The sequence below is a fragment of the Pseudomonas sp. H26/SER47-MNA-CIBAN-0231 genome, from assembly GCF_040310465.1.
GTDB classification, from domain to species: domain Bacteria; phylum Pseudomonadota; class Gammaproteobacteria; order Pseudomonadales; family Pseudomonadaceae; genus Aquipseudomonas; species Aquipseudomonas atacamensis.
Genome location: NZ_JBEOPW010000023.1, coordinates 48,047 through 68,107, shown reverse-complemented (window position 1 = coordinate 68,107; position 20,061 = coordinate 48,047). Strand labels below are relative to the sequence as shown.

Annotated in this window: 21 protein-coding genes; 10 read left to right on the top strand and 11 right to left on the bottom strand. The window is 60.4% G+C overall.

What is annotated here, in order from left to right; genetic code table 11:
* Positions 1 to 269: 269 nt before the first annotated feature.
* Positions 270 to 1,502 carry a serine/threonine transporter SstT gene (gene sstT, locus AAEZ10_RS25200; RefSeq protein WP_073471344.1) on the top strand — a complete coding sequence of 411 codons (1,233 nt, stop codon included), beginning with the start codon at positions 270 to 272 and terminating at the stop codon, positions 1,500 to 1,502.
* Between the two features lie 158 nt (positions 1,503 to 1,660).
* Here the strand turns inward: sstT and AAEZ10_RS25195 are convergent, their stop codons facing one another.
* Positions 1,661 to 2,170, bottom strand: a complete 510-nt coding sequence (locus tag AAEZ10_RS25195; protein WP_016775348.1) for a DUF1993 domain-containing protein — start codon at positions 2,168 to 2,170, stop codon at positions 1,661 to 1,663.
* A gap of 125 nt (positions 2,171 to 2,295) precedes the next feature.
* Here AAEZ10_RS25195 and AAEZ10_RS25190 point away from each other — a divergent pair, with 125 nt between their 5' ends.
* On the top strand, positions 2,296 to 2,940 hold the full coding sequence (locus AAEZ10_RS25190) for a YceH family protein (protein WP_122508129.1): 645 nt from the start codon (positions 2,296 to 2,298) through the stop codon (positions 2,938 to 2,940).
* A gap of 132 nt (positions 2,941 to 3,072) precedes the next feature.
* Here AAEZ10_RS25190 and AAEZ10_RS25185 read toward each other — a convergent pair whose 3' ends face one another.
* Together AAEZ10_RS25185 and AAEZ10_RS25180 are read right to left on the bottom strand one after the other, a co-directional pair.
* Positions 3,073 to 3,591: a cupin domain-containing protein gene (locus tag AAEZ10_RS25185; RefSeq protein WP_350571464.1), complete on the bottom strand. Its 519-nt coding sequence runs from the start codon at positions 3,589 to 3,591 to the stop codon at positions 3,073 to 3,075.
* A gap of 187 nt (positions 3,592 to 3,778) precedes the next feature.
* The gene (locus tag AAEZ10_RS25180) at positions 3,779 to 4,597 is read right to left on the bottom strand and encodes a shikimate 5-dehydrogenase (protein ID WP_252886455.1); all 819 of its coding nucleotides are present in this window, start codon (positions 4,595 to 4,597) and stop codon (positions 3,779 to 3,781) included.
* A 243-nt stretch (positions 4,598 to 4,840) separates the two neighbouring features.
* Between AAEZ10_RS25180 and AAEZ10_RS25175 the strand changes: the two genes are divergently transcribed.
* The 3 genes from AAEZ10_RS25175 to AAEZ10_RS25165 all read left to right on the top strand — a co-directional run bounded on the left by AAEZ10_RS25175 (position 4,841) and on the right by AAEZ10_RS25165 (position 5,932).
* Positions 4,841 to 5,221 (top strand): hypothetical protein, encoded by a 381-nt coding sequence (locus tag AAEZ10_RS25175; protein ID WP_024013471.1) that lies wholly within the window; start codon positions 4,841 to 4,843, stop codon positions 5,219 to 5,221.
* Between the two features lie 230 nt (positions 5,222 to 5,451).
* Positions 5,452 to 5,646 carry a hypothetical protein gene (locus tag AAEZ10_RS25170; RefSeq protein ID WP_016770691.1) on the top strand — a complete coding sequence of 65 codons (195 nt, stop codon included), beginning with the start codon at positions 5,452 to 5,454 and terminating at the stop codon, positions 5,644 to 5,646.
* 103 nt (positions 5,647 to 5,749) lie between these two features.
* Complete coding sequence (locus tag AAEZ10_RS25165) at positions 5,750 to 5,932, top strand: hypothetical protein (RefSeq protein WP_016770690.1); 183 nt, start codon at positions 5,750 to 5,752, stop codon at positions 5,930 to 5,932.
* On the opposite strand, the gene AAEZ10_RS25160 is transcribed toward AAEZ10_RS25165, so the two are convergent.
* Positions 5,929 to 6,990 carry an AI-2E family transporter gene (locus AAEZ10_RS25160; protein WP_350571461.1) on the bottom strand — a complete coding sequence of 354 codons (1,062 nt, stop codon included), beginning with the start codon at positions 6,988 to 6,990 and terminating at the stop codon, positions 5,929 to 5,931. The two genes, AAEZ10_RS25165 and AAEZ10_RS25160, sit on opposite strands and share 4 nt — an antisense overlap.
* 156 nt (positions 6,991 to 7,146) lie before the next feature.
* On the opposite strand from AAEZ10_RS25160, the gene trhP reads away from it, so the two are divergent.
* On the top strand, positions 7,147 to 8,475 hold the full coding sequence (gene trhP, locus AAEZ10_RS25155; RefSeq protein ID WP_350571459.1) for a prephenate-dependent tRNA uridine(34) hydroxylase TrhP: 1,329 nt from the start codon (positions 7,147 to 7,149) through the stop codon (positions 8,473 to 8,475).
* A gap of 224 nt (positions 8,476 to 8,699) precedes the next feature.
* Here the strand turns inward: trhP and AAEZ10_RS25150 are convergent, their stop codons facing one another.
* Complete coding sequence (locus tag AAEZ10_RS25150) at positions 8,700 to 9,566, bottom strand: LysR family transcriptional regulator (protein ID WP_350571457.1); 867 nt, start codon at positions 9,564 to 9,566, stop codon at positions 8,700 to 8,702.
* Positions 9,567 to 9,667: 101 nt separating this feature from the next.
* Between AAEZ10_RS25150 and AAEZ10_RS25145 the strand changes: the two genes are divergently transcribed.
* A complete protein-coding gene (locus tag AAEZ10_RS25145) occupies positions 9,668 to 10,570 on the top strand; it encodes a DMT family transporter (protein WP_350571455.1) in 903 nt (300 codons plus the stop codon).
* 123 nt (positions 10,571 to 10,693) lie between these two features.
* On the opposite strand, the gene AAEZ10_RS25140 is transcribed toward AAEZ10_RS25145, so the two are convergent.
* On the bottom strand, positions 10,694 to 10,924 hold the full coding sequence (locus tag AAEZ10_RS25140) for a hypothetical protein (protein WP_071172961.1): 231 nt from the start codon (positions 10,922 to 10,924) through the stop codon (positions 10,694 to 10,696).
* A gap of 91 nt (positions 10,925 to 11,015) precedes the next feature.
* On the bottom strand, positions 11,016 to 11,729 hold the full coding sequence (locus AAEZ10_RS25135) for a FadR/GntR family transcriptional regulator (protein WP_056788733.1): 714 nt from the start codon (positions 11,727 to 11,729) through the stop codon (positions 11,016 to 11,018).
* Positions 11,730 to 12,084: 355 nt separating this feature from the next.
* On the opposite strand from AAEZ10_RS25135, the gene AAEZ10_RS25130 reads away from it, so the two are divergent.
* Positions 12,085 to 13,431, top strand: a complete 1,347-nt coding sequence (locus AAEZ10_RS25130) for an MFS transporter (RefSeq protein WP_024013478.1) — start codon at positions 12,085 to 12,087, stop codon at positions 13,429 to 13,431.
* A 25-nt stretch (positions 13,432 to 13,456) separates the two neighbouring features.
* On the top strand, positions 13,457 to 14,800 hold the full coding sequence (gudD, locus tag AAEZ10_RS25125) for a glucarate dehydratase (RefSeq protein WP_024013479.1): 1,344 nt from the start codon (positions 13,457 to 13,459) through the stop codon (positions 14,798 to 14,800).
* Positions 14,801 to 14,951: 151 nt separating this feature from the next.
* Here the strand turns inward: gudD and AAEZ10_RS25120 are convergent, their stop codons facing one another.
* Entirely contained in the window at positions 14,952 to 15,824 is an 873-nt protein-coding gene (locus AAEZ10_RS25120) for a LysR family transcriptional regulator (RefSeq protein ID WP_071172962.1), read from the bottom strand.
* 159 nt (positions 15,825 to 15,983) lie between these two features.
* On the opposite strand from AAEZ10_RS25120, the gene ampC reads away from it, so the two are divergent.
* On the top strand, positions 15,984 to 17,150 hold the full coding sequence (gene ampC, locus AAEZ10_RS25115; protein WP_350571451.1) for a class C beta-lactamase: 1,167 nt from the start codon (positions 15,984 to 15,986) through the stop codon (positions 17,148 to 17,150).
* A 290-nt stretch (positions 17,151 to 17,440) separates the two neighbouring features.
* Here the strand turns inward: ampC and AAEZ10_RS25110 are convergent, their stop codons facing one another.
* From AAEZ10_RS25110 to AAEZ10_RS25100, 3 genes are all read right to left on the bottom strand, one after another.
* Positions 17,441 to 18,004: a DUF4174 domain-containing protein gene (locus AAEZ10_RS25110; RefSeq protein WP_016775365.1), complete on the bottom strand. Its 564-nt coding sequence runs from the start codon at positions 18,002 to 18,004 to the stop codon at positions 17,441 to 17,443.
* Between the two features lie 186 nt (positions 18,005 to 18,190).
* Positions 18,191 to 18,976 (bottom strand): sulfite exporter TauE/SafE family protein, encoded by a 786-nt coding sequence (locus AAEZ10_RS25105; protein ID WP_350571449.1) that lies wholly within the window; start codon positions 18,974 to 18,976, stop codon positions 18,191 to 18,193.
* Between the two features lie 150 nt (positions 18,977 to 19,126).
* Complete coding sequence (locus AAEZ10_RS25100) at positions 19,127 to 19,876, bottom strand: hypothetical protein (protein ID WP_056788708.1); 750 nt, start codon at positions 19,874 to 19,876, stop codon at positions 19,127 to 19,129.
* Positions 19,877 to 20,061: the final 185 nt, after the last annotated feature.

Sequence of the window (20,061 nt, the reverse complement as noted above, 5' to 3'; positions counted from 1 at the left end):
GGAGGCCCGCTGGCAGAACTTGAAAATGAGGATGGCGAAGCTTAACAGACTGTGCCGGCACTGAGTTGCCCAAAACTGCCGATCTGCCGGGCCGATCCGGTGGCAGATCGTCACAGGCCTGAAGGTTCACGCCTACGCTGTGATAAAGTCCGCGCCCTGAAAATCGTACAGCTGTTCAACGTGCCGTTTGGCGGCGTTGATGTCACTTCGACAGGCGTTTCGTGACTGCCCACGACGCTTCGCACCCTATAAAAAACAGAGATGCCGTTATGACCGCTTCATCCCCTTCGTTACTGCAACGCCTGAAACGCCTGAGTCTGGTCAGCCAGATCGTCATTGGTCTGATCGCCGGTATTGCCCTGGCCCTGATTGCACCGGAGCTGGCGAAGTCCACCGCGTTCATCGGCAAGGTGTTTGTCTCGGCGTTGAAAGCCGTGGCGCCGATTCTGGTGTTCGTGCTGGTGATGGCCTCGATCGCCAACCACAAGCACGGTCAGGAAACCCACATCCGGCCGATCCTGTTCCTTTACCTGCTGGGTACATTCAGCGCTGCGGTGGTGGCCGTGGTCGCCAGCATGGCGTTCCCGTCGAATCTGGTGCTATCGACCGAAAACGTTGCCGTAACTGCGCCTGGCGGCATCGGCGAAGTGCTGCAAAGCCTGTTGCTGAGCGTCGTCGATAACCCGGTCAGCGCGCTGATGAATGCCAACTTCATCGGCATTCTGGCTTGGGCGATCGGCATGGGCATTGCCATCCGCCACGCTGGCGACACCACTCGCGAAGTGCTCGGTGACTTGTCCAACGGCGTCACCGTGATCGTCCGCGTGGTCATTCGCTTCGCACCCCTGGGCATCTTTGGCCTGGTCGCGTCGACACTGGCCACCTCCGGTTTCGGCGCGCTGCTCGGCTACGCGCACCTGCTGGCGGTGCTGCTGGGCTGCATGCTGTTTGTCGCGCTGGTGATGAACCCGCTGATCGTGTTCTGGAAGCTGCGCCGCAATCCGTACCCGTTGACCCTGATGTGCCTGCGCGAAAGCGGTATCACCGCGTTCTTCACCCGCAGCTCGGCGGCGAACATTCCGGTCAACCTGGAATTGAGCAAGCGCCTGGGCCTGCACGAAGACACCTACTCGGTATCGATCCCGCTCGGCGCCACCATCAACATGGCCGGTGCGGCGATCACCATTACCGTACTGGCCTTGGCGGCGGTGCACACTTTGGGCATCGCCGTGGACATTCCGACCGCAATCCTGCTCAGCGTCGTCGCCGCGATTTGCGCCTGTGGCGCTTCGGGTGTGGCCGGTGGTTCGCTGCTGCTGATTCCGCTGGCGTGCAGCCTGTTCGGCATCCCGAGCGAGATTGCCATGCAGGTCGTGGCGGTGGGCTTCATTATTGGCGTGCTGCAGGATTCGGCGGAGACCGCGCTGAACTCGTCGACTGACGTGCTGTTTACCGCGGCGGCTTGCCTGGGCGAAGAAGAGAAGGCTCAGCGTACGGCGTAACCGCCTTACCTTGTGGGAGCGAGCCTGCTCGCGAAAGGGGCGAGACATTCAGCATTAATAGCGCCTGATACGCCGCATTCGCGAGCAGGCTCGCTCCCACAGAAAAACAAAAGCCCGCCAAGGCGCGAACCTTGGCGGGCTTTTTCGTATCGGGGTGTTTAGAACGCGCCCATGTAATCGCGCTTGCCCACTTCAACGCCGTTATGACGCAGCAACGCATAGGTGGTGGTGACGTGGAAGAAGAACTGCGGCAAGCCGTAAGTCAGCAGATACGCCTGACCACTGAAGCGCTTCTCTTTCGGCGTACCCGGACGGGTCACGATTTCGATGCCTTCCTTGCCGTCGATCTGCTCTGGCTTGATCTCGCCAATGAAGGCCAGAACCTTGGCGATCAGCGCTTGCAGTTCGGCGAAGGTGGTTTCAGTGTCGTCGTACTTCGGCAGTTCGACTTCGGCCAGACGCGCCGACACGCCTTTGGCGAAATCCACGGCGATCTGCACCTGACGCACCAGCGGGAACATGTCCGGGTACAGACGCGCTTGCAGGAAGACGCTCTGGTCGATGTTTTTCGCGCTGGCGTGGGCTTCGGCCTTTTTCAGCACATCGCTCAGGGCGTTGAGCATTTGTTGAAAAACCGGGACGGATGCGGCGTACAGTGAAATGGTCATGGCAATCTCATGTGATGGCTGGGTAATACGTGGTGGCGATTATAGCCATGCTTGATGAGCACACGGCTTGCCTTTTGTTTGGCAAGGATTAGGCTAGGCGGCTTCGACTGCAGAGGGAACGCGCGATGAGCAACGAACAAGAATCCACCTCCGACCAGCCACGGCTCAATGCCACGGAAATCCGCATTCTCGGTGCGCTGATCGAAAAACAGGCCACCAGCCCGGAAACCTATCCGCTGACCCTCAACGCGCTGGTGCTGGCCTGCAATCAGAAAACCAGCCGCGAACCGGTGATGAACCTCAATCAGGGCCAGGTCGGCCAGAGCTTGCGCGCTCTGGAGGGTCGTGGCTTTACCCGGCTGGTAATGGGCAGCCGTGCCGACCGCTGGGAGCACAAGGTCGACAAGGCGCTGGAACTGGTGCCGGCGCAGGTGATTCTGACGGGTCTGATGTTTCTGCGCGGTCCGCAGACCGTCAACGAACTGCTGACCCGCAGCGGGCGCATGCACGAGTTCGAAGACGCCGAGCAAGTCGTGCATCAGCTCGAACGCCTGATTGCACGCGGACTGGCGGTATTGATTCCGCGTCAGGCCGGGCAGCGCGAGGATCGTTATACCCATGCCTTGGGCGATCCGGCAGATATCGAAGCGATCCTGGCGGCGCGGCAGAATCCCGGAGAGCGATCGAGCGGTGGCGTTTCACTGGAGCGTATCGAAGAACTCGAGGCCCGCATCGCGGCGCTGGAAGAACGCCTGGCCCGCCTCGAATAACCACCGCAAAGCCATTGTGGGAGCGAGCCTGCTCGCGAAAGCGTAGTGTCAGTCACCACGATCTCGGATGACCCGCCGCCTTCGCGAGCAGGCTCGCTCCCACAGGGTCTGCGCGATATTCAGCTGCCCGCTTCATTCCCCATCCCAATAATCCACCCCATCCACCTGCCGCGCGACAGCGACAAAGCCCGAGGCATTGCCGTCGGCATCCACCGTGAAATTATACATCACCGCATACTTGTTCGAGTCCGGATACTCGCAGATCTCCGGCTGCTGCTGAGTGCTCACCGCCAGATAACGCAGTTCGCCCGCGCCGGTATTGATGATCTGATGTGCCTTCTCGGGTCCGCCCGGTGGGCAGGCGATCACATCACCGGCGCGGATCGGAAAACGCTCGCCTCCCAGGCGTACCTCGCCCTCCCCGGCCACCACGTAGAACATCTCCTCATTGACCCGATGGCTGTGGAACGGACTGCCGCGCATGCCCGCTGGCAGCGCATACAGGCGATAACCGAGTTTCTGCGCACCGAGTTGCTGACCGATCCGCGCGATACGCTGCTGATAACGCCCGGCAGTGTCGCCTGCAGGGGCCAGGGCTTCGGGAAGGGCTTCGAGTTCGACCTCGTTCAGGTTGAGGATGGGCGGATGCATGGGCGGCCTCGGTTATGGTTTTTGTGGTGGGCACGTCTGTGCGTGCTGGCGAGGATTATAGATAGTGATCCAGAACCGCAGCGCCGCCTTCGCGAGCAGGCTCGCTCCCACATTCAATCGCATTCCAGCTCAACCTGTGGGAGCGAGCCTGCTCGCGAAGAGGCCAGCCCAGCCACTAAAAGATCAATCAGCTGCGCGCAAAATCCACCGCCGCCGCAAATTGCGCCTCATTCGGCCGCACTCCGGTGTACAGCACGAACTGCTCCAGCGCCTGAATCGCAATCACCTCAAGCCCGGTGATCACTCGCTTGCCCTCGGCCCGCGCCCGCACGATCAGCGGCGTTTCCGAAGGGATCGCCACCACGTCGAATACAGTCTCAGCCGCTTTGATTACTTCAGGCTCGAACGCCAGTTGCCCCGCCTCCGGCCCGCCGTCCATGCCTACCGGGGTGACATTGATCAGCATCTGCGGGCGCTCGTCACCCAGCTCGGCCTGCCAGCGATAAACCAGCGAATCCGCCAGGGCGCGGCCGGCGCGCTCGTTACGGGCGACAATCAAACCGTTCTTGTAGCCACCATCGCGCAGGGCGCTGGCCACCGCTTTGGCCATGCCGCCGCTGCCACGCAGGGCGAAGGTCGAATCTTTCGGCACCGCGTGGCTTTCCAGCAATTGCGCGACGGCGATGTAATCGGTGTTGTAGGCCTTGAGGTGGCCGCCAGTGTTGACGATGGTGTTGATCGACTGGATCGCCGCCGCCGACGCATCCAGCTCATCGACCAGCGCAATGCAGGCTTCCTTGAACGGCATCGACACGCCGCAGCCGCGAATGCCCAGCGCTCGGATGCCACCGACCGCGCCGGTCAGGTCCTGGCTGCTGAACGCCTTGTAGTAGAAATTCAGGCCCAGCTGTTCATACAAATGGTTGTGAAAACGCAGACCGAAATTCCCCGGGCGCCCGGACAGGGACATGCACAATTGGGTGTCTTTGTTCGGGTTCATCTGCATGAAACTTCTCCTTCAAACGCACTTTCGGATGGACGGGATTGGCCAGCCCACCGGGTTCTGAATCATCATTGAGGCTTGTTTGTGGCGCCGCGCAGCCGGGTAAAGAAGCCGCTACAGACCTTACACAAAATTTACCCAGCGGCTGTGCTGAATTTCGCATTTTTGCTGTCTTAGCTGTATCCCCGCGACAACTGTGGGCCTGATTCAGGCCGCGGCGCCGGGTCGAAGAACCGAGGACTTATCATGATTCGTAAACTTCCCATCATGGCTTTGTTGATTGGCGCACTTGCCGTCACCGGCCAGGCTGAAGCGGGTGGTGGCCATGGCTGGCAGGGCCCTGCAGTGTTTGGCGCGATCGTCGGCTCGGCCATCATCGGCTCGGCACTGATCAACCAGGATCGGCCGGTGTATGTGCAGCAACAACCGGTTTATGTGCAGCCGCAACCGGTCTACGTGCAGCAACCGCCGCCACCGGTCTATTACCAGCCGGCGCCGGTGTATGTACAACAACCGGTCTACGTGCAGCCAGCCCCCGTCTATTACGGCCCGCCTCGTGGTTATTACGGTCGGCCCCACGGCTATTACGGCGGCCCGCATGGCTACTACGGCGGTCCACGCTGGTAAGCGCAACACAGAGCCCTGCTTTCGAGCGGGGCTTTTTTATGACCGCTGGTCGGCGAAGGTCTGAAAAAATCGCGTCAAGGTCGCTGTGAGGACAGTGCGAGCAGCTAAAGTCGGCATGATGGAATCGACCGTCGTGCTTTTTTTCATCAAACGGTCACCGCTTTGTCATGACGGAACCGCAATCTGAATCCGTCCGTAAACAACAGATCGATAACAACAAGGACGACTGTATGCCCACACAAAACCCGCACCGCATAGTCGGTCTGTGCACCTCGAGCAAGGTGTACAGCGCACTTACCGAGCTCAAGCATCTGGAAGGCCATCGCTGCGCCAAGCTGCTGTCCCTGCTCGCCGAAAACCTCGTGCACAAGGGCCTGCTCAATGAGCGCGAAGTCATGCACATGCTCGATCAAGTGGTCGAATGACGCCAGACCTCACTGGCATCAATGACCACTATCGAAAGCGTTGATTGTCCGTCGTGCCGGCAAATCCCTAAGGTAGCCCCATCAGCTTGATGGAGGTTTTCCCATGGCACAGGTTCAAATCATGTCGGTGATCGGCAGCGCAGTTCCCGCTTCGCTGCGTGCATCCGGTTTGCTCGCTTGCTGGTATCTGGTGCGCGATGGCGAGCCGATCAGCGGCCCGCTCACCTCGTTGCCAGCAGCGCAGGCCTTGTCGCAACAGGTCGCCAGCAACACGTTTCATGCCTAAGGCAGCTGCACCTTGGGCTTGGTCTCGACGAACAGCGCCCAGCTCGACAGGAACAATGCGGCAATCAGCGGCCCGATCACAAAGCCGTTGAGGCCGAAGACCGCGAGGCCGCCGAGGGTGGAAACCAGAATCAGGTAATCGGGCATTTTCGTATCCTTGCCCACCAGAATCGGGCGCAGCACGTTATCGACCAGGCCGATCACGAATACGCCGAACAAGCCCAGCACCACACCCTGCCAGATCATGCCGCTGAGCAGGAAGTACACCGCCACCGGCGCCCAGACAATCCCCGCGCCCACCGCTGGCAACAGCGACAGAAACGCCATCAGTACCGCCCAGAGCAATGCGCTGGGAATGTCGAGAAACCAGAAAATCAGCCCACCCAGCGCACCTTGGGTCACGGCCACCACCACGTTGCCCTTGACCGTGGCGCGCACCACGCGGTTGAACTTCAGTTGCAGGCGGCGCTTGTGGTTTTCTTCCAGCGGCACGGCAGTGCGCATCTTGCGCGCCAGCTCGGCGCCGTCGCGCAGAAAGAAAAACAGCAGATACAGCATGATGAAAAAGCTCACCACGAATTCGAACGTGCCCTGGCCGAAACTGAACGCCTGAGTCGCCAGCGCCTGGCTGCCCTGCATCGCCGCTTTGACGATCTTCTCGCGCAAGCTGTCGAGTTCGCCCATGCCGAAGCGGTCGAGCAAGTGCTGAAAGTACGGCGGCAGGCTGTGCTTGAACTGCGCCAGATACGCAGCGATGTCCAGCTCGCCGCTTTCAATGTTCTTGTAGACCGTCGCGCCTTCCTGGACCAGCAGGATGCTGACGATGATCACCGGCAGAATCGCGATCACCAGGCACAGGCTCAAGGTGCACAGCGACGTCACGTTGCGTTGCAAACCGAACTTCTGCTGCAACCTGCGCTGTACCGGCGCAAACAGAATGCCGAGGATGACAGCCCAGAACACCGCGCCGTAGAACGGCAGCAGAATCCAGATAAAGGCCACCGTGACCAGCACCAGCAGCACTGTCAGGGATTTGAATTGCAGACTCTTTTCGTTCATATCCGGTCCATGTCAGTCAGGCGTCACGCACGCCCGCCCCACTTAGTCAGCCGCCGAGCGCGCGAGTGCCATGTTTATTCATGGAGCATAGATCCAGATCAATAAACCCTCGCAACAGCTGCCCTACCCTGCGCGGCTTTTGCGACCGACACCCAAATGCAGACTCTCATCGCCCCCGAGCTTCTCGCCCCCGCCGGCACCCTGAAAAACATGCGTTACGCCTTCGCTTATGGCGCCGATGCGGTCTACGCCGGCCAGCCGCGCTACAGCCTGCGGGTGCGCAACAACGAATTCGACCACGCCAACCTGGCGCTGGGCATCCGTGAGGCGCAGGCGCAGGGCAAGCGCTTCTACGTGGTGGTCAACATCGCCCCGCACAACGCCAAGCTGAAGACGTTTCTCAAGGATCTGGCGCCGGTGATCGAGATGGCCCCGGATGCGCTGATCATGTCCGACCCGGGCCTGATCATGCTGGTGCGCCGGCATTTTGCGCAGATGCCGATTCATCTTTCGGTGCAGGCCAACACGGTGAATTGGGCGAGCGTCGAGTTCTGGCAGCAACAGGGATTGAGCCGGATCATTCTGTCGCGCGAATTGTCGCTGGAAGAGATCGGCGAAATCCGCGAGCAGGTGCCGGGCATGGAGCTGGAAGTGTTCGTGCACGGCGCGCTATGCATGGCCTATTCCGGGCGCTGCCTGCTTTCCGGTTACATGAACAAACGCGATGCCAATCAGGGCACCTGCACCAACGCCTGCCGCTGGAAGTACACTGCGCAGGAAGCCACGGAAAACCAGCTCGGCGAGATCGTCCAGACCTTTCAGCCCGAGCCGACGCTGGGCCTCGGCGCACCGACCGATCAGGTCTTCCTGTTGCAGGAAGCCAACCGCCCCGACGAATTGATGCCGGCTTTCGAAGACGAACACGGCACCTACATCATGAACGCCAAGGACCTGCGCGCGGTGCAGCATGTCGAACGGCTGACGCGCATGGGTGTGCATTCATTGAAGATCGAAGGCCGGACCAAATCGCATTTCTACTGCGCACGCACCACCCAGGTATATCGCCGGGCGATCGATGATGCCGTGGCCGGGCGCGCGTTCGATCGCAGCCTGATGCTGGATCTGGAATCGCTGGCCCAGCGCGGCTACACCGAAGGTTTTCTGCGCCGGCATGTGCACGACGAATATCAGAATTATCAGCACGGCAGTTCGGTGTCGGAGCGTCAGCAGTTCGTTGGCGAGCTGACCGGCGAGCGCCGGGATCGCCTGGCCGAAGTGAAAGTGAAGAATCGTTTTGCCGTGGGCGATCATCTGGAACTGATGACGCCCAAGGGCAATTTCCATTTTGATCTGCATGAATTGCAGAGTGTCAGCGGCCAAGCGATCGAAGTGGCGCCGGGGGACGGGCATACGGTGTACGTGCCGATACCGGATGCGGTGGATTTGCGCTTTGGGTTGTTGATGCGGGATTTGCCGCGGACCTGAAAAGCCCCTCACCCTAGCCCTCTCCCAGAGGGAGAGGGGACTGATCGGGGGATATTTCAGAGGTACGCTGACCTGAACCGGGACCGCTGAATCCGCAAACTACGCAGCGCTGGTTGTGCTCGTGAATGCATGATCGGCTCGGACTTTCAGGTCGATGTCTGACGCAAGACACCTCGGTCGACCCCCTCTCCCTCCGGGAGAGGGCTGGGGTGAGGGCCGCTTGTCTATTGGGCAAACTCTTCCCGTAACATCGCCACAAACGCCTCCCGCGCCGGGTGCACACCGGCATTCTCATGCCAGTAAAACAAATTCTCGATCGCCGTCAGTTCGGCAAATTCATGACCCTCGCAGCCCGCGCCTTTGGCGTACTGCTCGAACACGCCCCTGGGCACCAGCGCCACCCCGGCACCGGCGCTGACGCAGCCGACAATCGCTCCGTAACTGGCCAGACTGACAATCGGCAGCGCCTGCCCTCGGCGCAGCAACCAATGCTCAAGTGCCGCGCGGTATGGGCAACCCGGTGGCCACATGAACAGGGTTTTGTCTTGCAGATCCGCGATGTCGCGCACCGGGCCGACTGAAGTCGAGGCGATCAGTAACAATTCCTCTCGATACATCGGCGTGCGTTTGAGCTGAGCACGTTCGACATCTACCGCCACGATCGCGCCATCAAGGCGATGGTTGACGGTGTCGTCGAGCAACTGGCTCCAGGTGCCGGTGGTAAGTTCCAGTGCCACTTGCGGGTAGCGCTTGTGGAATTTCGCCAGCAGGCGCGGCAAGCGCCCGGTCGCCGAAGACTCGATGGCGCCGATGCGCAGCGGTCCGGACGGCTCGGCGGCAGGGTCGAGCGCGCGTTTGGCTTCGACGGTCAGCGCCAGAATCTTTTCCGCATAAACCAGAAAGGTCTGCCCCGCCGGGCTGATGCGCAGTCCGCGCCCCTCGCGCAAGAACAGCGCCACGCCCAACTCGGCCTCCAGCGCTTTGATCCGCGCAGTGATGTTCGACGGCACGCAGAACAGCTTTTCGGCGGCCCGGGCAATGCTGCCGACCTCGGCCACAGTCTTGAACATGCGGATTTGCGCCAGCTCCATAATCATCACTCTGAGTGAACAGTCAGCGCAGTATAAGTCAGTTGTGGCGAATGATCGGGCGCCCGGATACTCGGCGCATCCACTGCCCTGGTGCCTCGATCATGACTTCCACTTCTACCTGCAAAATCATCCTGGCCATGGCGTTTGTCGTCGGCTGCTGGGGTTATTCGCCCACCGGCATTCACATCGGCTTGCAAGGGTATGAGCCCGGACATCTGGCCTTGCTGCGTTTTCTGCTGGCGTCGCTGTTGATGGCGCTGATCGCAATTTTCAAAGGCATTCGCCTGCCGCAGTGGCGCGATGTGCCGTTACTGTTTGCCTTGGGCTTCTTCGCCGTCAGCCTGCATCACGTCGCCCTGAACATCGGCCAGCAAGGCATCAGTGCCGGGGCTTCCAGCGTGCTGGCGCAATCGAGCCCGTTATTCAGCACGCTGCTGGCGTGCTTTGTGTTCAAGGAACGCGTCAGCGCCTGGCGTTGGAGCTGTGTGCTGCTTGGATTTGTCGGCGTGGTGATCGTAGTCAGCGGCGACAAGGGCATGGGCGCTATCAATGCCCATGGCTTGTTGATCTTGTTGGCGGCGCTTTCCTGGAGCCTCTATTTCGCCCTGCAAAAGCATCATGCGCGGCGCTACGACGGTTTCAGTCTGGGCTGCTACGCGGTGTGGTCGGGGACGTTGCTGTTGCTGATTTATCTGCCGGGGCTGGCTGACGCCGTGATGCAGGCGCCGCCGCGTGCGCAGTGGGCGGTGCTGATGTTGGGGGTGTTTCCCAGCGCACTGGCGTATCTGGCCTGGGGTTTCGTGCTCAAGCATGTGGACTTGAGTCGGGCGACGATGACCTTGTATCTGATACCGCCGACGGCCATGGGAATTGCGTCTTGGGGACTGGGTGAACGGCCGACGTTGATGGTACTGATGGGGGCGATGGTGGTGTTGATCAGTGTGTTGGCATTGAATCTGGAGCGTGGGGTTGGCGTCGTTCGAGCAGCTGAGAGCAAGGCTTGAATCTGCTGTGAAGCCGATGCCGTCTTCGCAAGCAGGCTCGCTCCCACAGTGGATGACACAAACTCCCTGTGGGAGCGAGCCTGCTCGCGAAGAGGCCGGCCCACTCAATGAATAATCCAGACCTCAGCGCATATCATCCGACAACGGTGTCGGCTCATCCGCCGGGGGTACATCCTCGTCATCCGGCGGATCCTTCCAGTCATCCGGGCGGTCGGCATCGCTCAGCGGATCGCGCCCCGGATCCATGCCCGGCGGTGCATCGTGATCGCTCAGGGTCGGCTCGTCGGTGCCGGATACGGGGCGGGTCTGGTCGGTGGGCGCCATGCCACCGGGAACAAGCGAGTCATCAGCCATGCTGCACCTCACAATACTGGCCCGGATTATCCGGGGCGTATTACTTGGAAGCGCGGGTGCTGAGGGCGTGCGGTAGATCAGACCAGCGGCATCAGCCTTGGGCGGTAAAGCGATCGCGACTGTTGGTCAGGTGCAGCCACATCGCGGCACGGGCGGCATCGGCGTCCTGACGCTTGATCGCATTCAGAATCGCCTCGTGTTCCAGATTGGCCAAGTGCCCGAGCTTGCTCAGATCCGCCGCGCCGCGCTCGGCAGCATTCAGGCGATTGCGCGGGATCATCGCACTGCCCAGGTGCTGCATGATCTCGCTGAAACAAGCGTTGCCGGTGGCCTCGGCGATCAGCAGATGAAAACGCCGATCGGCTTCCACGCAACTATCGTTGTTCGCCAGCAGCCGTTGATAGTCATCCAGCGCCTGACGCATCTGCTGCACCTGCTGCTCACTGCGCCGCTGCGCCGCCAGCGCCGCCGCTTGCGTCTCCAGGCCCATGCGCAATTCGAGAATGCTGCGCACGCCGAGCGCCGTATCGACGTTCAGGCGCAGGCCCTGCTCCGCTGCACGCTCGATGACGAAAGTGCCGATGCCATGGCGCGTCTCCACCAGCCCCGAGGCCTGCAACTTGGAGATCGCCTCGCGCACCACCGTGCGGCTGACCCCGTGTTCCTGCACGATGGAATTCTCCGACGGCAGTTTGTCACCGGGCGACAGTTGTCCGAGCAGGATGCTCTGGGTGAGCTTTTCCACCAGGTCATGAGCGAGATTGTGCGTGCGTTTGCGCGCGGGCGCGTCGAGGTCTTCTTGCATGATCGGTTCCGGTGATCGGGGCTTGCCGATCGTAGCACTGCGCGATGACGGTCGAGATGGGTTTTAGCAGTTGGCGGTGGAACAACTTGTATGACAACACCACAATAAATCAGTATTTCCTGGCAGCCTGCCAACGCGCATCAGTCGCCACGATTCAACGATACGCCCTGCTCAATTGGTGCTAAAGCCAATAGAAACGGGACAAAATCCACTTTTCGCATAAGAAAGAGAGCATTCAGAAGAATTTAGTCGCTGCTTCCCACTTGTAGGACAAAAAACCACAGTTGTATGATGTCTATCAACAACGCAGCACCCAGTCCTACCCGCATAAAAATAATCAGTGGGAGAAACATCAGTGAAAACCTCCATCTCCGGGATGCAGGACAGCGTCGATCCGACGCTCGCCTCTGCCATCTCCAAAGTCAAACGCCATGTCCTGCCGCTCTTCGTGATCATGTTCATCGTCAATTACATTGACCGGGTGAACATCGGCTTCGTCCGCACCCACATGGAAACCGATCTGGGCATCGGTGCTGCCGCCTATGGCTTCGGCGCCGGGCTGTTCTTTATCGGTTACGCGCTGTTCGAAGTGCCGTCCAACATGCTTTTGCAGAAAGTCGGCGCACGCATCTGGCTGACCCGCATCATGTTCACCTGGGGCATAGTCGCGGCCTGCATGGCCTTCATCCAGAACGAAACCCACTTCTATATCCTGCGTTTCCTGCTCGGTGTCGCCGAGGCCGGGTTCTTTCCCGGGGTGATTTATTACTTCACCCGTTGGCTGCCCGGCGTCGAGCGCGGCAAGGCGATCGCGATCTTCCTCAGCGGCTCGGCCGTGGCCTCGCTGATCTCCGGTCCGCTGTCCGGCCTGCTCCTGCAGATCAATGGGCTGGGCATGCACGGCTGGCAGTGGATGTACTTCATCGAGGGGATGTTCTCGGTGTGCCTGTGCGTGTTTGTCTGGTTCTGGCTGGATGCCAAACCCCACGACGCCAAATGGCTGAGCCGCGCCGAACAGGATGCGCTGGTCAGCGCCATCGACGACGAGCAAAAGGCCCGTGAAGCCGCAACGCCGATCCGGCCTTCGCTGGGCAAACTGCTCAAGGACCGACAGATCATTCTGTTCTGCCTGATCTACTTCTTCATTCAGTTGACCATTTATGCGGCGACTTTCTGGCTGCCGAGCATCATCAAGAAGATGGGCGAACTCAGCGACGTGCAGGTCGGCCTGTTCAACTCGATTCCATGGTTGCTGTCGATCGTCGGCATGTACGCCTTCGCCTCGCTGTCGGCGAAGTGGAAACATCAACAAGCTTGGGTCGCCACTGCCCTGTTGATCGCCGCAGCGGGGATGTTCATGTCCACCACTGGCGGGCCGATCTTCGCCTTCGTCGCGATCTGCTTTGCGGCACTGGGTTTCAAATCCGCCTCGTCGCTGTTCTGGCCGATTCCTCAGGCTTATCTGGATGCACGCATCGCGGCGGCAGTAATCGCGCTGATCAACTCGGTGGGCAACCTCGGCGGCTTCGTCGCGCCGACCACCTTCGGCCTGCTGGAGCAACACACCGGCTCGATTCAGGGCGGCCTCTATGGTCTGGCCGCGACCTCGATCATCGCCGCAATCATTGTCTTCGCCGCGCGCACCACGCCCAAACCCGCTGCTGAAAAGGCTGTGGCCGACGCCGCGCCGAAACACGCCTGACTACGTCTCGACAAGGAAAACAATAATGACTGTTCACGACACCGCCAAAGCTCCGATCATCACCGACATGCAGGTCATTCCGGTGGCCGGTCACGACGGCATGCTGCTCAACCTGAGCGGCGCCCACGGGCCGTTTTTCACCCGCAACATCGTCATCCTCAAGGACAACGCCGGCCATACCGGCGTCGGCGAAGTGCCCGGTGGCGAGCGTATTCGCCAGACCTTGGAAGACGCGCGCAATCTGGTGGTCGGCAGCCCCATCGGCACCTACCAGAAGATTCTCAACCAGGTGCGCCAGACCTTCGCCGACCGCGATGCCGGCGGCCGCGGCCTGCAAACATTCGACCTGCGCATCACCATTCACGCGGTCACCGGCCTGGAAGCCGCTCTCCTCGACCTGCTCGGCCAGCACCTCGACGTGCCGGTGGCGGCGCTGCTCGGTGAAGGTCAGCAACGTGACGAAGTGAAGATGCTCGGTTATCTGTTTTACGTTGGTGATCAACACGAAACCGATCTGGCCTATCGCAGCGAACCGGACGCCGACAACGACTGGTTCCGTGTGCGCCACGAGAAGGCCATGACCGCCGAAGCAGTCGTGCGCCTGGCCGAGGCGGCGCACGCCAAGTACGGTTTCAAGGATTTCAAACTCAAGGGTGGCGTGCTCAGTGGCGATGCCGAAATCGAAGCGGTCACGGCACTGGCCGAGCGCTTCCCTGAAGCGCGAATCACCCTCGACCCGAACGGCGCCTGGTCGCTGAAAGAGGCGATTCGTCTGTGCCGCGATCAGCACCACGTACTCGCCTACGCCGAAGACCCGTGCGGTGCGGAAAACGGTTATTCCGGGCGCGAAGTCATGGCTGAATTCCGCCGCGCCACCGGCCTGAAAACCGCAACCAACATGATCGCCACCGACTGGCGCGAAATGGGCCACGCGATTCAGTTGCAGTCAGTGGACATCCCGCTGGCCGACCCGCACTTCTGGACCATGCAGGGTTCGGTACGCGTCGCGCAGATGTGCCACGAGTGGGGCCTGACCTGGGGTTCGCATTCCAACAACCACTTTGATATTTCCCTGGCCATGTTCACCCACGTCGCCGCCGCCGCACCCGGCGAGATCACCGCCATCGACACCCACTGGATCTGGCAGGACGGCCAGCGTCTGACCAAGGCACCACTGCAAATTGTCGATGGTCTCGTGCAGGTGCCGAAAAAACCCGGACTGGGTGTGGAGCTGGACATGGATCAAGTGGCCAAGGCCCACGAACTTTACAAAGGCATGGGCCTCGGCGCGCGGGATGACAGCGTGGCGATGCAGTTTCTGATTCCGGGGTGGAAATTCGATAACAAGCGGCCGTGTCTGGTGCGGTAAGAAAAATCGAGGATTAAAGACCGGCCCTGTAATTCAACTGATAAACCTGTGGGAGCTGGCTTGCCAGCGATAGCGGTGGGTCAGCCAGCACCAATGTTGGCCATCGCGACCCCATCGCTGGCAAGCCAGCTCCCACAGGGAATGAGGTGAATCAGGCAGAAACTTGCAGCAACCACGCCTTGAACGCTTTCATCGCCACCGTTTCCGCTCGCGACTGCAACCGCGTCAGCCAGTAACTGCCGGTGGTGATCTCGATCGCAAACGGCTGGCAAATCGCATCTGCCGCCAGCTGCCGGGCGAACATCAGCGGCGGCGCCAACGCCACGCCGCCGCCCTGCAATGCGGCCTCCATCATTGCCAGCGACGAATCGAACACGATGCTTTGCGGTGGCGCGGCCTGCGTCGCCAGGCCCGCTGCGTGAAACCACTCCGGCCATTCATCGGTGCGATAGGAACGCAGCAAGGTCTGCTGCAACAGGTCCGCCGGCGTGTGCAGTTGCCGGGCAATCTCCGGCACGCACAATACCGACAACGGCGCATCGAGCAAGCGTGTCGCCTCGATGCCATGCCAGGCGCCAGCACCGAAACGAATGGCGTAATCCAGTCCCTCCGCCGCCACATCCACCCGGTTGTTATTGGTCGACAGACGTAAATCTATAAGCGGATGTTTCCCCCGAAAGTCCGCCAGCCTCGGCAACAGCCAGCCCACGGCAAACGTGCCCACTGCGCCGACCGTCAACATGTCGCGATACTGCCCACCGGCCAGACGCTCGAGCATCTGCGCAATGTGATCGAATGATGTGCTGAGTACCGGCAGCAAGGTTTCGCCTTCACTGGTCAGCATCAGCCCACGGGGCAGGCGTTTGAACAGGGTCAGGTTGAGTTGCGCTTCCAGGCTTTTGACCTGATGGCTCACCGCCGCTTGTGTCACGCACAACTCGACGGCAGCACGGGTAAAACTCAAATGACGTGCCGAGGCTTCAAATGCGCGCAGAGCGTTGAGCGGCAGTTGCGGTCGAATCATGCGTTACCCCAAATTTTTCTAATGGCTCATGCGAGTTTTCATCGTTTGTCGATGGCCGGCGAAGTGCCTAAATTGGCCGCGCTGATCGGCCGTCCGATGAAAAATCACCCGCAGTGTAGCGGGATACACCAATCGACACTCATGGAGAGTGATTCAATCATGTGTTCCTTAAAACCGAGCAAGGTCTTTTCCTACAGCGCTTTCGCACTGTTCGTCGGCAGCGTTGCCTGTCATGCCGCAACGCCGACGGATGCGCAATTGCAGGCACTGGTCAGCCAAGCCGTCACCCCGGTCATGCAGCAAAACAACATCCCGGGGCTGACCGTAGCGATCACGCTGAATGGCCAGGCGCATTACTTTAACTACGGGGTTGCCGCTAAAGACACCGGGCAAAAGGTCAGCGAAAACACCCTCTTCGAAGTCGGCTCGGTGAGTAAAACCTTCACCGCCACCCTCGCCGGTTACGCCCAGGCCACAGGCAAACTCGACCTGTCGAGCAAGGCCAGCCAACTCTGGCCGGAGCTCAAGGGCAGCGCCTTCGACAACATCAGCGTGCTGCAACTGGGCACCTACAGTGCAGGCGGACTGCCGTTGCAATTCCCCGCTGAGGCGGATTCTTCCGACAAGATGCTCGGCTATTACCAACAGTGGAAACCGCAATTTCCCGCCGGCAGCCATCGCCTGTATTCCAACCCGAGCCTGGGCCTGTTCGGCTACCTGACGGCGAAAAGCCTCGGCCAGCCGTTCGACTTGGCAATGACGCAAACCCTGCTGCCGAAACTCGGCCTTCAGCACACCTTCCTCAGCGTACCGTCAGCGCAGTCGAAGCTTTATGCCCAAGGCTACGACAGCGCCGACCAACCGGTACGCGTCAGCCCCGGCGCCCTCGACGCCGAAGCCTACGGCATCAAAACCAGCGCCGCCGACCTGCTGCGTTACGTCCAGGCACAGCTGAAACCGGCCAGCCTTGCGCCTGATCTGCACCAAGCCATCGCCAACACCCACATCGGTTATTACCGCGTCGGCGACATGACCCAGGGCCTGGGCTGGGAACGCTACACCTACCCGATCAGCCTGGAAAGATTGCAAAACGGCAACTCGACCCCCATGGCCATGGAACCGCACAAAGTCGAGTGGCTGACTCCACCGCAAGCTGAACCGGCCAACGTGCTGTTCAACAAAAGCGGATCTACGCGGGGCTTTGGCGCGTATGTGGCGTTCGTGCCGTCGCGGGACATGGGCATCGTGATTCTGGCCAACAAGAACTACCCGAACGTCGAACGGGTGAAGATTGCGCATACGGTTTTCGCGGCGTTGGCGGATTAGTAGTGAAAGATCGTCCGATCGCGGCCCGAGCCTGCGGCAGCTTCTACAGGATCGGGTTTTCACTCGGTTAACGTTGGAGGTGTCGCAGGCTGCAACAACTTTCGATCAGAAGATGACTTGTGGGAGCGAGCCTGCTCGCGAATGCGCTCGATCAGCCACCTTTCAGCGCCTGAAAAACCGCTTTCGCGAGCAGGCTCGCTCCCACATTTAAACTGTGCATTTCACAAAAAAATGTGGGAGCTGGTTTGCCAGCCCCCACAGGGATTTTGCTTCATTCAGTCAACGAGCAATCAATCATCCGGCATCTGCGGCGGTTTGCTCGGTTTCGCCGGTTTGCTGCCCTTAGCGCCTTTGGCCGGTTCCGGCTCGGTGGCGGCAGGCGTTTGTGCGGCGGCGGCCGCAGCGGCGGCTTCTTTTTCGGCCATGGGCATGGCGTCGATGGTTTCGAAGATTTTCGCCAGGCTCAATGCCTTGGCTTCATCACCCGAGGCGGAGAGCTTGGTTTCGCCGTCCTTGCCCACCAGGAACACTTTTGGATAAGCGCCGGCACCGAGCTTCAGCGAACGCAGCAGGGCCATGGTGTCCTGCTGGCCCATGTCCTTGCCGTCGAGCTGTCCGGACATGCTGAGGATGGTGTAGACCTTGATGTTGCGGTCGGTGACGCCCTTTTTGTTGGCCGGGTCTTCCAGCGACTTCTTCAGGCTCAGCCACACCGGGTCGACGGTGCTTTGCGCAATCACGATCAGCGGGCGGGCGCGGCCCACGTCCCCGGCCAGGGGTGAATCGCTGTCGGCGGCGAACAGGGGGCCGGCGATTGCCAGCAAGAGGGTCAGGGTCAGGGACCTGATGAGCATGCGCATCTCCTTTTGATATCCACGCACTACTGATTGCGCATCGTGGCGATTGTTCCGGCGGTGTCTGGCAAAAAGGCATTGCCCTGTCAGAAGCTTAGGTCAGGGAGCGCTTTGCGCAACATGACGCAAGCGATCATCGGCACATCCCTACGGCCGCTGCATTGGAAGTGTTTTCTCCAGGCTGACTCAGAACGCCAACTTATAACCAATCAACACCAGCATCGTCGCCAGGCACGGGCGCAGGACTTCGTCGGAGATGCGTCCGGTCAGGTGGCTGCCGAGCCAGATGCCCGGCAGCGAGCCCATCAGCAGGAAGCCCAGCACGCCCCAGTCCATGTTGCCCATGCTTGCGTGGCCGAGGCCGGCGACGAGGGTCAGGGGTACGGCGTGGGCGATTTCGGTGCCGACCAGGCGGCGGGTTGGCAGCAGTGGGTAAAGGATAAACAAGGCGACGGTGCCCAGTGCGCCGGCGCCAATCGAGGTCAGGGCGACCATGGTGCCGAGGATCAGACCGGTGATCACCGTCATCAAGTTAAGACGCGAACCGCTCGGGTTGTAGTTGCCGCCGGCGCGTTTGTGGGCGAATTCGAGCAAGCGTTTCTTGAAGAAGATTGCCAGGGCGGTGGCGAAGAGGACGAAGCCGAGCGCCTGTTTGATGATGGCGTTCATCGCGTCCGGCGCGGTGTGCAGGGTGCTGAGGAACCACAGGGTCATGGCCACCGCCGGCACACTGCCAAGGGTCAGCCAGCCGGTGATCGCCCAGTCGATGTTCTGGTTCTTCCTGTGAACGAGGACGCCGCTGGATTTGGTGATCGCGGCGTACAGCAGGTCGGTACCCACCGCCGTCGCCGGGTTGATGCCGAACCACAGCAGGATCGGCGTCATCAACGAACCGCCGCCGACACCGGTCATGCCTACGATAAACCCCACCACCAACCCGGCAATCACCAGGCCGAAATTTGCCAATTCCATTCAAACGTCCAGAAAACGACAGGAAAATCTGGCCCGCAGCATAGCGATTTTTCTTATAACCACATATATCGATGCGGTCTATCGTTATGCCATATCGAATTCACCGCAGATCCCACAGTGGCCCCTTGCGCTACAGAAAACCTGCCGGGCTCACTGCACCGGCAGGAAATTCAAGAAAAGCAGACTCTGCGCGTAATTCAGTCCGATCCTGCGGTAGCGCTCATCGAGCATCTGCGTGAGCAGATCCAGGCGTGCGACGATTTTGCTGAATTCGGTGGCGAAGCTGAGATTGCTGCCCTCCTCCGAGATTTCGTTGGAGAACAGCAACGGCTGGCCTTCCTTGTTCTGCCGTTGCGACAAAATCCACATGGCTTTTTCGATGTTGCGCGCCGCGTTGTGCACGAACGTCGGGTTGATCGCGTCGGTCATGTAGAACTCGGTGCGATTGCCGTGGGCGGTAACCAGCATGCTGCCGATTGCATAGATGAAGGCGCCGACGCGGTCGCCGAGGAATTCCGGGCTCATCGCATAGCTCAGCGCCGCCAGGTCCTTACGCCCGCCCAGCACGGGCAACGGCTGCTGTTGCTCGACAGCGAGGCGCACCTGTTTCACGGCGGCGTTGACGGTGAGGAAACCGGATTTGCGCAGTTCTTCCGGGTTGCGCAGGTAAAGCTTGCCCATCAATCGATAGAGACTGTCGAGGTTGTCGCGCATCGCCAGGGTGGCCATACGGTCGACGCTGGTCTGCAGAAATTCCTGCGGCTGCCCTTCTCGTATCTGATTGAAAAATCCATTGCCGTTCTGGTGGCTGCAGCCGCTGAGCAACAGCGACAACAGGCAGGCCAGCAGCAGACACGGGCGGCGGTGAGCGACGGTGATCAGGGCAAAAACACTCGGCATGAAATCTCGGACAGGCACATTCCTGTGCGGCGGGAGTCACCGCATCCTGGCCATGCATAGAGCCGCCGATTGCGAAAAAGTGCAGTGCCCGGGCGGTTAGCCGACCTTCGGCGATAGGCGACCCATCAATTAGTCGGACTTTATATTTGCCAAGAACGGTAAATCCGCTATAAATCTTCTGCGAA